Below are 13,841 nucleotides of genomic sequence, written 5' to 3' on the forward strand. Positions count from 1 at the left end.
GCGGCTATTCGCGCAGAATCTTCTGCATCGAACGGCCCTTGGCCAGTTCGTCGATCATCTTGTCCAGATAGCGGATTTCCCGCATCAGCGGATCTTCGATGGTCTCGACGCGGACACCGCAGATCAGGCCGGTGATCGTGGTCCGGGCCGGGTTCAGCCGGGGAGCCTGGGCGAAGAAGGTCTCGAAATCGGTCTTGTCCGCCAGATGGGTGTCCAACTGGACTTGGGTGTAGCCGGTCAGCCAGGTGATGATCTGATCGACCTCTTCACGGCTGCGCCCCTTCCGCTCGGCCTTGGCGACATAGTGAACATGCACGCTGGCGACGCTCATCCGATAGACGCGGTGCGGGACCTCCGTCATCCGTGCACCACGCCGTCATGGCGCAGGGCCGCAATCGCCTCAGCGTCGAAACCGGCCTCGGCCAAGATGGCATCGGTGTCGGCCCCGATGGGGCGGGGGGCACGCGGCGGGCCGGGCGGGGTCTGTGACAGGCGCGGTGCAGGCGCGGGCTGTGTGATGCCGTCCAGGGTGACGAAGGTCTGGCGGGCGGCATTGTGCGGATGGTCGCGCGCCTCCGGCATGGACAGGACCGGCGTCAGGCAGGCGGCGTCCGCCTCGAACGCCTCGGCCCATTCGTCGCGCGTCCGGGTCAGGAAGACGTCCTGCAGCCGGGCCTTCAGCACGGGCCAGTCGGCGGGCGACATCTGGGCATCGAAGGCCGGGTCATCGGTCAGGCCCGCCACGCGGCGCAGGGCCGCATAGAAGGCCGGCTCGATCGCACCGACCGCCACATGACCCCCGCAGCGGGTCCGGTAGGTGTCATAGAAATGGGTCCCGCCATCCAGCAGATTGACCCCCCGTTTGTCGCGCCAAAGCCCCTGGGCCCGGAAGCCCCAGGTGATGGCACTGAGCAGGGCCGAGCCGTCGGTCATGGCGCAATCCACCACCTGGCCCCGGCCCGTGGTGCGCGCCGACAGGATGGCGGCCAGCATTCCGAAGGCCAGCATCATGCCGCCGCCGCCGAAATCGCCCAGCAGGTTCTGCGGTGCGATGGGGCGGCCGCCCTTCTCGCCGATGCCGTGCAGCACGCCGGACAGGGCGATGTAGTTGATGTCGTGGCCGACCCGCTGGGCCCAGGGACCGGTCTGGCCCCAACCGGTCATCCGGCCATAGGCCAGGGCCGGGTTGACGGCCAGAAGGTCGTCAGGCCCCAGACCCAGACGCTCCATCACGCCCGGCCGGAACCCCTCGATCAGGCCGTCGGCCGTCTTGACCAGGGCCTTGATCACGCCGGCGGCCTGGGGCGATTTCAGGTCCAGTGCGATGGACCGGCGCGACCGCGACAGGATGTCGGCCGGGCGGCCCGAGGCAGGTTGCAGGGGGTTGCCGCCCGGACGCTCGACGCAGATCACCTCTGCCCCATGGTCGGCCAGCATCATGCCGGCAAAGGGGCCGGGCCCCAGGCCCGCGATCTCGATAATGCGAATGCCGGAAAGTGCGCCTGTCATCCGACCGTTCTAGCGAAGAAGATCGGAAAGGGGCAGGTCAGCGCGGCAGCTTGTCGGGACGATAGTCCTGTGGGAGGCCCAGGATGCGCTCGGCCACGGTGTTCAGCAGCATTTCGTCCGTGCCGCCCGCGATCCGCAAGGTGGGCTGGTCCATCCAGGACATGGCGAAATCGGTCTTGGGCCGCGGGTGTGCGGCGGCATCGAAGCGCAGACCATCCGTGCCCAGAAGATCAAGCGCGCACAGGGCCACCTCGCGTCGGCCTCGTGCTCCGACCAGTTTGTGGATCGACCCCTCTGGTCCCGGCTCTCGCCCGGCGGCCAGTTCCAGTATGGATTTCTCGCTGATCGCCAAAAGGCCCTGCTGGGTGGCGTAGGCCTGAGCGATCACGGCCCGGACGCGGCCATCTTCCAGGGCCGGGCGACCGTCTAGCTGCGCTTCGCGGGCCAGGCTGATCAGGGCATCCAGCGGTGGCCCGAAGCCGGTCTCGTCGGCGGCGGCGGTGTAGCGCTCGATCATCAGGGTCTCGACCGCCAGCCGGAACCCGTCGCCCACCCCGCCCAGGCGCCAGGCGTCGGGAACGCGAACGTCGTCGAAGAAGACCTCGTTGAACTCTGCAGCGCTATGCAGCTGGCGGATCGGACGCACCGTCACGCCTTGGGCCTTCAGATCAACGAAGAAATAGGTCAGGCCGCGGTGCTTGGGCGCGTCGGGATCGGTGCGTGCGACGATGACACCATAGTCGGAGTACTGGGCAAAGGTGGTCCAGACCTTCTGTCCACTGATGATCCAGTCCTCACCGTCGCGGACGGCCCGGGTCCGCACAGCCGCCAGGTCGGAGCCGGTGGAGGGCTCGGAGAAAAGCTGGGACCAGATCTGCTCGCCGCGCAGGGCCGGGGGCACGAAGCGCGCCTTCTGCTCAGGCGTCGCATAGCGCAGCATCATCGGGATCGGCATCGACAGGCTGATGACGAAATAGCCTGCCGGAAAGCCTCTCGCTGCCTCCTCGGCCACGAAGATGACCTGTTCCAGCTGGGTCAAACCCGCGCCGCCGTACTCTGTGGGGAAGGTCAGGCCCGCATAGCCGGCGGCCGCCTTGGTCGCTTGCCACCGCCGGGCCAGGGCGATGTCGTCATCCAGCGACAGACCCAGGCGCGCGGCCTGTCCGTACTCGGCGACGTGAGGGTCCATGAAGGCGACGACACGATCGCGGAACGCCTCCAGTTCGGGGGACAAGGAGGTCATGCGGCGACTCCGGCGATGACGCGGCGTGCGACCACATCCTGCCATGGCCCGCGACCGCCCAGTTCCAGAGCCAGGGCGCGACTGCGGCGGAAGAACAGATGCAGGTCATGTTCCCAGGTGATGCCAATGGCACCATGGGTCTGGATGGCCTCTGTGGCGGCGAACTCGTAAGCGTCTATGGCGGTCAGGCGCGCGGCTCCAGCGCGCAGGACCAGATCACCGGCATCGTCCCGCAGTGACAGGGCGGCCCGCAGGGCATTGCCGCGCGCCAGTTCATTGGCAACATACATCTCGGCGATGCGGTGCTTGATAGCCTGGAATTTGCCGATCGGCTGGCCGAACGCCTGGCGCTCATTGGCGAAGTTGCGCGCACGCTCCATGCAGGCTTCGGCACCGCCCAGCTGTTCAAACGCCACTATGACGGCGACACGGGCCAGCAGTTCCAGCGCGGCATCCCCGGCGTGTTCGGTCGCCAGAACTTCTGCTGGTGCACTGTTGAAGTGCAGAACCGCATAACCGCGGCTGTTGTCGAAGGTCTGAACGGGTTCGGGGTGTGCCTGCTCGTCCAGAGCCACCAGGACCAGGACATCCCCCCCGGTCGCGGTGTCTCGCGCCACGGTGACCAGCAGGTCTGCCCAGGCCCCGGCGGCGACCAGGCCGGTGGCCCCGGACAGCCTGCCGTCCGTCCAAGCCAGCCGTTCGCCTCCATCCAGGGCGGAGGTCAGGTCTATTGCCCCGGTCCTTTCGCCGTTCGCCAGCCCGGCCAGATACCGGCCCTGCTGATCATTGCTGCCAAAGCGGCGCAGAGCCTCGCTCACCCCATAGCCGGTGGACAGGAAGGGAGCCCCGCCGACGAACCGCCCGACGACCTCTGCCGTCAGACATAGCGCGATCGGCCCCAGGCCCAGGCCGCCGTGATCTTCGGATATGGTGATGCCGGTCCAACCCATGTCGCGGCAGGTCGTCCAGAAGCGGTCGTCATGAGCCCCGACCCGTTCCAGCAGATGGCGCAGCCCATCCGGCGACCAGCCGTCCGACAGGACGCGCTCGGCCTCCTGAACGATCTGGCGATGGTCGTCGTCCAGCAAGAAGGGCATGGGCGTCCTCTACAGGCCCGCAGCGATAAGGGCGGGGGCATCCTTCCACCCCTTGCCCTCGGCGACCAGCCGCTCCAGCAGGCGCGACGGGCCCCAGCGCGTCTGGCCGTTCTCGGCCCCCAGGGTGCGGGCGGTGGCCAGCACCTTGTCCAGGCCGATCTGCTCTCCCCAGAACATCGGCCCGCCGGTGTGCACGGGGAAGCCATAGCCGTTGACCCACGCCACATCGATGTCGGACGCGCGGATGGCGATGCCTTCCTCCAGCTCCTTGGCCCCTTCGTTGACCAGGGGGTGGAACAGTCGGGCCAGAATCTCCTCGTCGGTAAAGCTGCGCTGTTCGATGCCCTGGCGCTGTGCCTCAGCGCGGATCAGGTCCAGGGCGGCGGGGTCGGGGAGACGCTCGCGACCGTCATACCGGTAGAAGCCGGCGGAGGACTTCTGTCCGATGCGCCCGGCCTCGACCATGCGCTCGACCAGTTCGGGCATTCGCTCGTCGGCCGGAAGGGTCAGTTTGCGAACAGCGCGCACATTGACGGCCTGGGCCATGCCCGCCAAGTCGCGCATGGCCAGGGGACCCATGGCCATGCCGAACTGTTCGGCCACGCGGTCAATCTGTTCCGGCGTCGCGCCACGTTCCAGCATGTATTCGGCGTTGACGGTGTAATACTGCAGCATCCGGTTGCCGATGAAGCCGTCGCAGTTGCCGGCCAGAACCGGGGCCTTTCCGATCTGCTTGCCCAGGGCCATGACGGTGGCGATCGTCTCGGCGCTGGTTTTCGATCCGCGCACCGCCTCCAGCAGCTTCATCACATTGGCGGGGCTGAAGAAGTGCGCCCCAATGACCTTGTCAGGCCGGGTCGTGGCGGAGGCGATCTGGTCGATGTCGAGTGACGAGGTATTGGTGCCCAGGATGGCATGGGGCGGGGTTGCCTTGTCCAGCAGGGCGAAGATCTTCTGCTTCAGGGCCATGTCCTCGAACACCGCCTCGATGGCCATGTCCACGTCGCCCAGGTCGTCATAGCCGCCGACCGGCTCGATCCGCCCGAACCGCTCGTCAAGCTGCGCCTGGGTAATCGAGCCGCGCGAAAGCGAGGTTTCATAGGTCTTGCGGATCACGCCCATGCCGCGCGCCAGGGCCTCCGCGTCGATGTCCAGCAGCTTGACCGGGATACCGGCATTGGCGAACGACATGGCGATGCCGCCGCCCATCAGGCCAGAGCCGATCACCACCACCTTGCGGATCGGCAGCGGTTTGATGTCGGCTGGGACGTCCGGAATCTTGCGGGCTTCCCGCTCGGCGAAGAAATAGTGGATCAGGGCCTTGCGCTGATCGCTCTCCATCAGCGCCTTGAACTGCTCGTTCTCAAAGGCCTTGGCGTCGTCGAAGCTCCGGGTGGTAGCAGCCTCGATGACGTCGACGATTCGGGCCGGAGCGATCTGGCCGCGCCATTTCTTGCCGGCCCTGGCGCGGAAGTCGGCGAAGACCTTTGGGTCTACGCCGGTGATCTTGTCGTTGCGATCGCGGACGGGCGGCGGGGTGCCCTCGGCCGCCAGCTTCAGGGCATAGCCGATGGCGTCGGCCTTAAGGTCGAAGACGATGGCATCCACGATGCCCAGCTTGTTCGCCTCCACCGCGCCGATGTGGCGACCGGTGGTGATGGCCTCCAACGCGACCACGACGCCGGTCAGGCGCGGCAGGCGGATCGTACCCCCGGCCCCCGGAAGCAGGCCCAGTTTTACCTCGGGCAGGCCGACCTTGGCCGACTGGACGGCGACGCGGGCATGGCAGGTCAGGGCCAGTTCCAGTCCTCCGCCCAGGGCCGTGCCGTGGATGGCGGCGACGATCGGCTTCGGGCTGGCTTCGAACTGGGCCTGGAGAGTCTGCAGCCGCGGCTCGGCGGCACTGTTGGGTGTGCCGAACTCGCTGATGTCCGCCCCGGCGATGAAGATGGTGCCGCTGCCGATCACGACGATGGCCTTGACCGCCGGGTCGGCGATGGCTCGCGCCACGCCCTCCCCCAGGCCGGCGCGGACCGCCAGGCTGAGCGCATTGACGGGGGGGTAGGCCACGGTCAGGACGGCGACCGAACTCTGGACGGCATAGTCGACAGTGGACATAAAAGCTCCGGGGACAGGACCTCTCTGTCTTAGGCGCGGGCGGAAGTCCGGCTCAACCACACCGCGCGCCTGGCCGGGCTTGATCGCTCACGCGATAGGCCCGGACCGCAGCGGGGTCAGGCCAGGACTTGCCCGTCGTCGGCGGCGAATACGCCCCCTGTGATGGTGCGCGAAGCATCCGATGCCAGGAAGGTGACGATGCCATCCAGATCCTCCGGATTCATCACCCGGCGGCGAGGAAAGGTCTTGATCAGCTTCTGTCCGCCTTCGCCCGCCAGCCAATCGGCGTTCAGTTCTGTGACGATCCAGCCGGGGCAGATGGTGTTGACGTTGATGCCGTGGCGCGCCCATTCGCGGGCCAGCCCCTTGCCCAGCATGGCCACCCCGGCCTTGGAAGCCGAATAGGCGGTCAGTCCGGCCAGGGGCCGTAGGGACCCGACCGAGCCCAGCAGGATGATCCGTCCCCGCGACGGGTCGGGCGACGCGATCAGGCGGCGGGCCCCCTCGCGCGCCGTCAGATAGACACCCTGCACATTGATCCTCAGCAACTGGCCCAGGTCGTCGGAGGGCAGCTCCGTGGCCGGGCCCTGGGCGTTGACGCCCGCATTGGCCAGGATCAGGTCGACCGTGCCGAAGGTTGCCTCGGCATGGTCGTAGGCGGCGATGATGGAAGCTTCGTCCTCCACGTCCATCTCGACCGGTTCGATCCGCCCGCCGTCGGCCCTGATGGCGTCGGCGAGGGACTTCAGCCGGTCCAGCCGTCGCGCCCCGGCTACGACATTGACGCCTTGCGCCGCCAGCATCCGGGCAAAGCGGGCCCCCAGCCCGGAGGAGGCGCCGGTCACCAGAGCGGTGCGGCCGGTCAGATCGAAGGGGGAAGGCATGCGTCGGGACTCCGTGGCATTGGGGTTTCAATAAAGCTGGGCGAGCAGGGCCTTGCCGAACGGGATCCGCTGATCCAGCCGGCCCGTGCGGACCTTCTCGGCCCAGTCTGGATCGGCCAGCATGGCGCGGCCCACGGCGATCATGTCGAACTCGCCCGCCGCCATCAGGGCCTCGACCCGGTCGACGCCGTCCAGGTCGGAATCGCCGAAGCTGATGGTCTGGGTATTGACCTGGGTGGGCGAGGCCTTGGCAGTCGAGGCGACCCCGGCCAGGCCCACGCTGCCGACAGCGATGACGGGTTTGCCAGTGATGTGGCGGGTCCAGCCGGCCAATGTCCGCTCGGACAGATCGCGAAATCCGGCCTCCCAGAAACGGCGGGTGGAGGCATGGAAGATGGACACCCCTGCGTCGGACAATGGCCCCAGGAGGGTCTCCAGCTCCTGAGGTGTCTGGGCCAGGCGCGCCCGGTAGTCCTGCTGCTTGAACTGGGACCAGCGGAACGACAGGGGAAAGTCCGGCCCGACCCGATCGCGGATCGCCCGCACCACCTCGATGCCGAAGCGCGCACGGGCGGCCAGGGTCGGCCCGCCCCAGGAATCGTCGCGGCGATTCGTCTCGTGCCAGAAGAAGGTGTCGATCAGATACCCGTGGGCGGCGTGCAGTTCGACGCCGTCGAAGCCCAACGCCTGAGCATTGGCGGCGGCGCTCGCATAGGCGTCGATGACGTCGGCGATGTCCGTCTCGGTCATCGGCTTGGTGACGTGGGTGGTGTTCTCGAAGGCGTTCAGGTTCTCGGACGGTCCAAAGCCCGGCACCTCGCGATCGGGGGCCATGCCGATCTCGCGAAAACTGCCCGTGTGCCAGAGCTGAGGCATGATCCTGCCGCCCTCGGCATGGACGGCATCCACGACCCGCTTCCACCCGGCCAGTGATGCCTCGCCATAGAAGCGGGGCACATTCTCATAGCTGTGGGCCGAGGGGTGGCCGATATAGGTGGCCTCGGTGACGATCAGCCCGCAGCCGCCCCGCGCCCTGCGTGCGTAATATTGGACCACATCGTCGTGCGGGATTTCCTCTGGGCAGAAGTATCGCGACATCGGGGCCATGACCACGCGGTTAGCCAGATGCAGCGGGCCGATCGTTAGGGGCTGAAACAGCGGACTGTCGGAACCGGCGGTCATGTCGGGGTCCTTTGGCAGGGGCAGGCCTACAGACTGGTTGGGACGCAACGCACGCGCCAGCAGGCAGTCGGGGTCATCGCATGGCCGATCAAGCATGAGATCGGCTTAGGCGCACCGGGACCTGCGGTCTAATGTGGCGGCTGGCCCTGCGTCAGACGGGGCGATGATGGGATGAGAAACGGCATGCTGGACGCCGCTGCGGGTGCACCGGATCGGACGCTGAACACTTCGGGCAACGGTCTGGGTTATCAGGCGAGCAACGCGTCCAAGTGGAGCGACCGCCCCTGGCTCGATCCGATCGAGGCCGCACCGCGCGACCAGATCGAGGCCAGGCAGGAAGCGATGCTGCTGGAGCAGATGCAATGGATCGCGACCCGGTCGGCGGTAGTGCGTGAACTGTGGGCCGCGGCGGGGGTGGATCCGCTGAGCATTGTCTCGCTCGCCGACTTCAAGACCAGGGCTCCCTTCATGGACAAGGATGCGATCCGCGCCTTCCGCGACCGGACGGGCGATCCGTTCGGCGGGGTTCTGTGTGTCGATCGCGACGAACTGCACAACATCGGGTCCAGTTCCGGCACCACGGGTGATCCGACCATCTTTGCCGAGCGTTGGGACCGGGGGTATGAGGGGCCGTTCACCCCGCGCGAATACTGGATGCTGGGCCTTCGCCCTGGCGACTATGTGCTGGAGATGAGCACGGTCATGCGCGGCATCGGTCATCGCATCACCCGTGCCGCCGGGGCCATTCCCCTGCTGCTGAATCACGATCCCAACGAGGTGGAGACGGCGGTCGATCTGATCCTGAAATACCGCCCGACGATCTTCTTTCACCTGTCGTCCCCGGTCATCTACGGGCTGGAACGGATGGAGCGCGAGAAGGGGATCGACATGGTCGACCTGTTCTCCAGCTTCCGCGCCTGCGTCTATGGCGGGGAGCCGATCGGACCGCGCATGCAGGCGACGCTGGATCGCTGGGGGGCCAAGGTGTTCGAATTCTCCAGTCTGGGGGATTCCGGGACCATCTGGGAATGCGAGCACGGCGATGGCTTCCATGCCTGGGAGGACATCGGCCTGGTCGAGGTGCTGAAGCCAGGCACGGATGAACCGGTGGCGGACGGCGAGGGGGGCGAGTTGGTCGTGACCGCCCTGCACAACAAGACCGATCCCCTGATCCGCTATCGCTCGGGCGACTTTGTGCGCTTCACCCGCGCGCCCTGCGCCTGCGGCCGGACCCATGTGCGTCTTTGGCCGCTGGGACGGCTGGGTGACGAGGTGGTGGTGAACGGCAGGTCGGTCCTGCCGCGCGATGTCTGGACCGCAGTGGAACAGGTTGCCGAAACGTCCGCCGGACTATTCCAGATCATTCGGCCCCAGCGCGAACTGTCAGAATTGAAGCTGAGGGTCGGCTATGACGGCGATCCGCCCGATCATGCCGATGTCGCCCGCCGCGTCGCCGACGAGGTCGAGGCCCGTGTCGGTGTCCGCCCGCAGGTCGAGCTGACGCCCAACAGCGAGCTGATCAAACTGGGTCCGCCGCACAAGATTCCTCGTGTCGCAAAGGCCTGATGATGAGCCTCGCCCCCCAATCCGCCTGGACCGCCTACGACCCAGACGCCCCCGACGCCCTGTGGGCCATCGGCACAGCCTCCTCAGCCGGAGGCCCCGTCGAATATGCCCTGTCGAACCGCGATGTTGAGGCCGACGCCCTATGGGCCGCGCGTCAACTGGATGCCCTGGGTGTCGGCCAGGGGTCGCTGATCGACCTGATCCACAACTATCGCGAGGGCGGACAGTTCTGGCCCTTCTATCTGGCGGCCTTGCGGATCGGCGCCGTCGTGCTGAACGGCATGGCGACACCGTGGGATGTCAGTCGCACCGAAATGTATGCGCGCCGTTTCGATCTGCAGGTCCTGATGGGGGCTGGCGGTCAGACAGTGGAGGGGCTGGGCAGCTTCGGCTTTGACCCTGCAGCGGTGCTGCGACGCACCCAGGTCCTGGTCGCGCGCGAGGAGGCGGTGCCGGGCCTGCGTGAGATGGGGCTGGACCCGCACAGCCTGGCCTTTCTGGGGCCGCTCGTCCTGATCACCTCTCCGGGTGAGGCTGGCGCACCCTATGACGCGGATCAATGGACCGTCGCCGCCGACGCCGCCGGGCACCTGCGGGTGACGTCTGCCGCCGCGCGCGCCTGCGGCTTCGTCGATCTGGACACCGGGCGGACGGGGCGGGTTGTCGATGGCCGCATCCATCTCGATCCGGCGTCATGAGTCAGCCGGACCTGCTGGCCCGACTGGAACGGGTCGAGGCGCAGCTGGCGATCCAGCAACTGGCCATTCGTTATGCCATGGCGGTGGACGCCCGGGACATCGATACCTGGCTGGGGCTGTTCGTCGACGACATCGACTGCGGACGCCGGGGTCGGGGGCGAGAGGCCCTACGAACCTTCATCGAGCCGGCCACGCGCGACTTCTATCGTACCGTTCATTCCATCACCGGCCATGCCATCGATGCGATCGAGGGTGACCGGGCCAGGGGGCGGGTCTATTGCCGGGCAGAGCACGAATACGGCGACCAGTGGATCGTCATGGCCTGCGTCTACCACGACACCTATGAGCGCCGGGACGGGACCTGGTATTTCGCGGGGCGGGAAGAGGACTTCTTTTACACCTGCGATGTGCTGGAAAGGCCGCAGGACGTCGACTTCGCGCGGTGGCCGGGGCCCGCGCCGAAACACAATCCGCCGATGATGCTGCCGCGCTTTCCGAACTGGCAGACCTTCTGGAGCGGTACCGACGTGTCGGCCATCAGCCGCAAGCCCTGATCGCCCTCAGGTTCCGGCCAGGAAGTCGCGAAGGTCGGGCATGTGTCCCTGGTGGCTCTGCGCCCCGCCATCGACGCTGTAGACCTGGCCATTGACGAAGCCCGCCTCGTCGCTGGCCAGATAGACCGCCATCCAGCCGATGTCGTCGGGGCGACCGCCGCGGGTGACCACGTTCTGACGCATCAGCGCCTTTTCCAGCTTGGCCCGGCGGTCGTCGACCACCGGCTTGGTCGGGATGTAGCCGGGCGAAATGGCGTTGCAGCGCACCCCCTGGATTCCGTGCTGGGCCGCCACATAGCGGGTCAAGGTCGCCAGACCAGCTTTTGAACAGGCGTAGGCCGTATTGGCCAGGTCCCCCAGGTTCATCGAGTTGGAGCAGATATTGATGATGGCTCCCGATCCCTGCGCCACCATGTGCGGCACGGCCTCGCGGCACATCAGCATGGGCCCGCGCAGATTGATGGCCATCAGCCTGTCCCACAGGTCGCTGGTCTGTTTCAGCAGGGGGCCGTCCTGGGTCGCGGCCAGGACCGTGGCGGCGGCATTGTTGACCACCACATCCAGTCGCCCGAACCGGTCGACCGTCTGGGCCACCAGGGCCTTGATCGAGTTTTCAGATCCGATGTCGCCGATCAGGGCGACCGCGTCACCGCCCTCGCTCCGCAGCCGCTCGGCCAAGGTCTCGGCCTTGTCCAGGTCGATGTCGGCGATGACCACGCGCGCGCCCTGCGACACGAACAGCGCGGCAGTTCCAGCCCCGATCCCCGACGCCGCCCCGGTGATGATCGACACTTTTCCGGCCAGCCGTGTCATGCTCGTCTCCCGCGCCACTGCGTGCTGCAGACTATGGGCTGGTTCGACCAGCGTCGCGACGCCGCTGTCCGTGATCGCAACAGCGATAGCCGCAGGCCCACAGTGGCGCGCATCGCGATGACGTGGGAGGCAGGCCATGACCAGACGGAAGACGCCATGATCGATCACAGTCATATCGGGGCCGAGACGGAGGAGGTGTCCATCCTCGTCGAACAGAGCCAGCTGAAGCTGTTCTGCCAGGCGACCGGCGAGACGAATGCCGTTTTCTGGGACGCCGAGGCGGCGCGGGCAGCGGGGCTGGACGCGGTGCCGACGCCGCCGACCTATGCCCAGACCCTGCTGAACCTCAGCCCGTTCAGGACCAATCTGGTCCTGGATGTGATGCAGGTCGACCTAGCGCGTATGCTGCATGGGGAACAGGCGTTCGAGCATCATCACCCGATCCGGGTGGGTGACACCGTGCGACTGAAGCAGCGGGTTGCCGACATCTATGACAAGAAGGGCGGTGCGCTGGAGTTCATCGTTCTGGAAACGGTCGCCCGCAATCAGGACGACGTCGTCTGCTGCACGCTGAAAAGCGTCGCTGTGGTCCGGAACTGAGGCCGCCATGAAAGCAATCGATCTGTCGAATGTCGCCGTCGGCGATGCCCTGCCCACCCTGACGACGGAACCGGTCACCCCGCTGACGCTGGCCCTGTTCGCGGGTGGATCGGGCGATCACAACCCGATCCACCTGGATCCGGAGTTCGCGGCCTCGGGCGGATTCCCCGAGGTCTTTGCCCACGGCATGCTGTCAATGGCCTATCTGGGACGCGCCCTGACCGACTGGGCGGGGCCGACCGCGGTGCGGTCGTTCAGCGTGCGGTTCGCCGCCATCACACCCTTGCGGGCCCGCCTGGCCTGTGGCGGCGAGGTGGTGGAGATTCTGGGGCGGGACGGTGAGCGCCTGGCCAGGCTGACGGTGACGGCTGCTGTCGTGGACGGGCCGGTGACCTTGATGGGCGATGCTCTGGTCCGGATTGCTTGAGCCGTGGACCTGAGTTTTTCGCCCGAGGACAATGCCTTTCGCGATGAGGTCCGCGCCTTCATCGCAAGCGAGCTGTCGCCCGAGACGCGGCGCCGGGTCGAAGAAGGGCGCGCCCTGACCAAGGCCGATGTGGTCGACTGGCAGCGGACCCTGAACGCGCGCGGATGGGCCACACCCAGCTGGCCAGCCTCTGCCGGAGGGCCGGGCTGGACTGCTGTGCAGCGATACATCTTCATGGATGAGCTCTATGCCGCCAGCGCGCCGGAGCCCCTGTCCTTCAATGTATCGATGATCGGACCGGTCCTGATCGAATACGGCAATCAGGACCAGAAGGAACGGTTCCTGAAGGCCACCGCCAATCTGGACATCTGGTGGGCCCAAGGGTTTTCCGAGCCGGGGGCAGGGTCGGATCTGGCTGCCTTGTCGACGACAGCGGAGAGAGATGGCGATCACTACGTCGTCAATGGCCAGAAGCTGTGGCAGGGCATGGCCCACCGGGCCGACTGGATGTTCACCCTGGTCCGCACCGATCCGGCGGCCCCCAAGAAGCAGGGGGGTATCAGCTTTCTGCTGATCGATCTGAGGTCGCCGGGCATCACCATCCGGCCCATCATCACGATCGACGGTCGGCATGAGGTGAATGAGGTCTTTCTGGACGATGTCCGCGTGCCCGTGGCCGACCGGATCGGCGAGGAGAACCAGGGCTGGACCTATGCCAAATACCTTTTGTCCAACGAGCGCACCGGCATCGCGCGCATCGGCATGACGCGGCGGGTGCTGGCGCGCGTGCGCGATGCGCTGGGTGCCTCCGGGGCCGAAGGTCGGTATGGGCGGGAGGCCGATGCCATCGAGGCGGAGTTGAAGGCGCTGGAGATCACCCAGTTGCGGGTGCTGGCGGCCCAGGCCGCGGGTCAGACCGATCCGCGATCCTCAATCCTGAAGATCAAGGGAACGGAGCTGCGTCAGGCGGCGTCGGAACTGCTGATGCGTGTCATCGGACCGGCAGGGCTGGAGTTCGTCTATGAGGGCGAGGGAGAGGCCCCCTTCGAGGCGGCATCCAACTATTTCACCCTGCGGGCCGCCTCCATCTATGGCGGGGCGTCAGAGGTGCAGAAGAACATCATCGCCTCCAGCGTGCTGGGGCTGTGAG

Annotated in this window: 14 protein-coding genes; 6 read left to right on the forward strand and 8 right to left on the reverse strand. The window is 66.9% G+C overall.

Going from position 1 to position 13,841, the window contains the following annotated elements:
- Positions 1–4: 4 nt before the first annotated feature.
- The 7 genes from JIP62_RS11090 to JIP62_RS11120 form a co-directional block, all read right to left on the reverse strand.
- A complete protein-coding gene (locus tag JIP62_RS11090) occupies positions 5–361 on the reverse strand; it encodes a DUF2200 domain-containing protein (RefSeq protein ID WP_201102243.1) in 357 nt (118 codons plus the stop codon).
- The gene (locus tag JIP62_RS11095) at positions 358–1,509 is read right to left on the reverse strand and encodes a CaiB/BaiF CoA transferase family protein (protein ID WP_201102244.1); all 1,152 of its coding nucleotides are present in this window, start codon (positions 1,507–1,509) and stop codon (positions 358–360) included. Before JIP62_RS11095 ends, JIP62_RS11090 begins: the two co-directional genes overlap by 4 nt.
- Before the next feature lie 37 nt (positions 1,510–1,546).
- A complete protein-coding gene (locus JIP62_RS11100; protein WP_201102245.1) occupies positions 1,547–2,752 on the reverse strand; it encodes an acyl-CoA dehydrogenase family protein in 1,206 nt (401 codons plus the stop codon).
- Complete coding sequence (locus JIP62_RS11105) at positions 2,749–3,849, reverse strand: acyl-CoA dehydrogenase family protein (protein WP_201102246.1); 1,101 nt, start codon at positions 3,847–3,849, stop codon at positions 2,749–2,751. Before JIP62_RS11105 ends, JIP62_RS11100 begins: the two co-directional genes overlap by 4 nt.
- Before the next feature lie 9 nt (positions 3,850–3,858).
- A complete protein-coding gene (locus JIP62_RS11110; RefSeq protein ID WP_201102247.1) occupies positions 3,859–5,967 on the reverse strand; it encodes a 3-hydroxyacyl-CoA dehydrogenase NAD-binding domain-containing protein in 2,109 nt (702 codons plus the stop codon).
- Positions 5,968–6,083: 116 nt separating this feature from the next.
- Entirely contained in the window at positions 6,084–6,851 is a 768-nt protein-coding gene (locus JIP62_RS11115; protein ID WP_201102248.1) for an SDR family NAD(P)-dependent oxidoreductase, read from the reverse strand.
- 27 nt (positions 6,852–6,878) lie between these two features.
- Positions 6,879–8,033 carry an NADH:flavin oxidoreductase gene (locus tag JIP62_RS11120; protein WP_201102249.1) on the reverse strand — a complete coding sequence of 385 codons (1,155 nt, stop codon included), beginning with the start codon at positions 8,031–8,033 and terminating at the stop codon, positions 6,879–6,881.
- Between the two features lie 183 nt (positions 8,034–8,216).
- On the opposite strand from JIP62_RS11120, the gene JIP62_RS11125 reads away from it, so the two are divergent.
- Genes JIP62_RS11125 through JIP62_RS11135 form a run of 3 tightly spaced genes read left to right on the forward strand, consistent with a single transcriptional unit; the run spans position 8,217 to position 10,851 of the window.
- On the forward strand, positions 8,217–9,599 hold the full coding sequence (locus JIP62_RS11125) for a phenylacetate--CoA ligase family protein (protein ID WP_201102250.1): 1,383 nt from the start codon (positions 8,217–8,219) through the stop codon (positions 9,597–9,599).
- The gene (locus tag JIP62_RS11130; protein ID WP_201102251.1) at positions 9,599–10,297 is read left to right on the forward strand and encodes a hypothetical protein; all 699 of its coding nucleotides are present in this window, start codon (positions 9,599–9,601) and stop codon (positions 10,295–10,297) included. The genes JIP62_RS11125 and JIP62_RS11130 overlap by 1 nt, the downstream gene beginning before the upstream one ends.
- On the forward strand, positions 10,294–10,851 hold the full coding sequence (locus JIP62_RS11135) for a nuclear transport factor 2 family protein (RefSeq protein ID WP_201102252.1): 558 nt from the start codon (positions 10,294–10,296) through the stop codon (positions 10,849–10,851). Before JIP62_RS11130 ends, JIP62_RS11135 begins: the two co-directional genes overlap by 4 nt.
- Positions 10,852–10,857: 6 nt before the next feature.
- Here the strand turns inward: JIP62_RS11135 and JIP62_RS11140 are convergent, their stop codons facing one another.
- On the reverse strand, positions 10,858–11,664 hold the full coding sequence (locus JIP62_RS11140) for an SDR family NAD(P)-dependent oxidoreductase (RefSeq protein WP_201102253.1): 807 nt from the start codon (positions 11,662–11,664) through the stop codon (positions 10,858–10,860).
- A gap of 21 nt (positions 11,665–11,685) precedes the next feature.
- On the opposite strand from JIP62_RS11140, the gene JIP62_RS11145 reads away from it, so the two are divergent.
- From JIP62_RS11145 to JIP62_RS11155, 3 genes are read left to right on the forward strand one after another with little or no spacing between them, the layout of a single operon-like run.
- Entirely contained in the window at positions 11,686–12,264 is a 579-nt protein-coding gene (locus tag JIP62_RS11145; protein WP_201102254.1) for a MaoC family dehydratase N-terminal domain-containing protein, read from the forward strand.
- Between the two features lie 7 nt (positions 12,265–12,271).
- The gene (locus JIP62_RS11150) at positions 12,272–12,691 is read left to right on the forward strand and encodes a MaoC/PaaZ C-terminal domain-containing protein (protein ID WP_201102255.1); all 420 of its coding nucleotides are present in this window, start codon (positions 12,272–12,274) and stop codon (positions 12,689–12,691) included.
- Positions 12,692–12,694: 3 nt separating this feature from the next.
- Positions 12,695–13,840, forward strand: a complete 1,146-nt coding sequence (locus tag JIP62_RS11155) for an acyl-CoA dehydrogenase family protein (protein WP_201102256.1) — start codon at positions 12,695–12,697, stop codon at positions 13,838–13,840.
- Position 13,841 lies beyond the last annotated feature (1 nt).

Origin of the sequence: Brevundimonas vitisensis, assembly GCF_016656965.1 — a bacterium.
GTDB lineage: Bacteria > Pseudomonadota > Alphaproteobacteria > Caulobacterales > Caulobacteraceae > Brevundimonas > Brevundimonas vitisensis.

Bases quoted from the DNA above. Each gene is read 5' to 3' on its own strand.
- JIP62_RS11090 (WP_201102243.1), bottom strand. From the start codon at position 361: ATGACGGAGGTCCCGCACCGCGTCTATCGGATGAGCGTCGCCAGCGTG.
- JIP62_RS11095 (WP_201102244.1), bottom strand. From the start codon at position 1,509: ATGACAGGCGCACTTTCCGGCATTCGCATTATCGAGATCGCGGGCCTG.
- JIP62_RS11100 (WP_201102245.1), bottom strand. From the start codon at position 2,752: ATGACCTCCTTGTCCCCCGAACTGGAGGCGTTCCGCGATCGTGTCGTC.
- JIP62_RS11105 (WP_201102246.1), bottom strand. From the start codon at position 3,849: ATGCCCTTCTTGCTGGACGACGACCATCGCCAGATCGTTCAGGAGGCC.
- JIP62_RS11110 (WP_201102247.1), bottom strand. From the start codon at position 5,967: ATGTCCACTGTCGACTATGCCGTCCAGAGTTCGGTCGCCGTCCTGACC.
- JIP62_RS11115 (WP_201102248.1), bottom strand. From the start codon at position 6,851: ATGCCTTCCCCCTTCGATCTGACCGGCCGCACCGCTCTGGTGACCGGC.
- JIP62_RS11120 (WP_201102249.1), bottom strand. From the start codon at position 8,033: ATGACCGCCGGTTCCGACAGTCCGCTGTTTCAGCCCCTAACGATCGGC.
- JIP62_RS11125 (WP_201102250.1), top strand. From the start codon at position 8,217: ATGCTGGACGCCGCTGCGGGTGCACCGGATCGGACGCTGAACACTTCG.
- JIP62_RS11130 (WP_201102251.1), top strand. From the start codon at position 9,599: ATGATGAGCCTCGCCCCCCAATCCGCCTGGACCGCCTACGACCCAGAC.
- JIP62_RS11135 (WP_201102252.1), top strand. From the start codon at position 10,294: ATGAGTCAGCCGGACCTGCTGGCCCGACTGGAACGGGTCGAGGCGCAG.
- JIP62_RS11140 (WP_201102253.1), bottom strand. From the start codon at position 11,664: ATGACACGGCTGGCCGGAAAAGTGTCGATCATCACCGGGGCGGCGTCG.
- JIP62_RS11150 (WP_201102255.1), top strand. From the start codon at position 12,272: ATGAAAGCAATCGATCTGTCGAATGTCGCCGTCGGCGATGCCCTGCCC.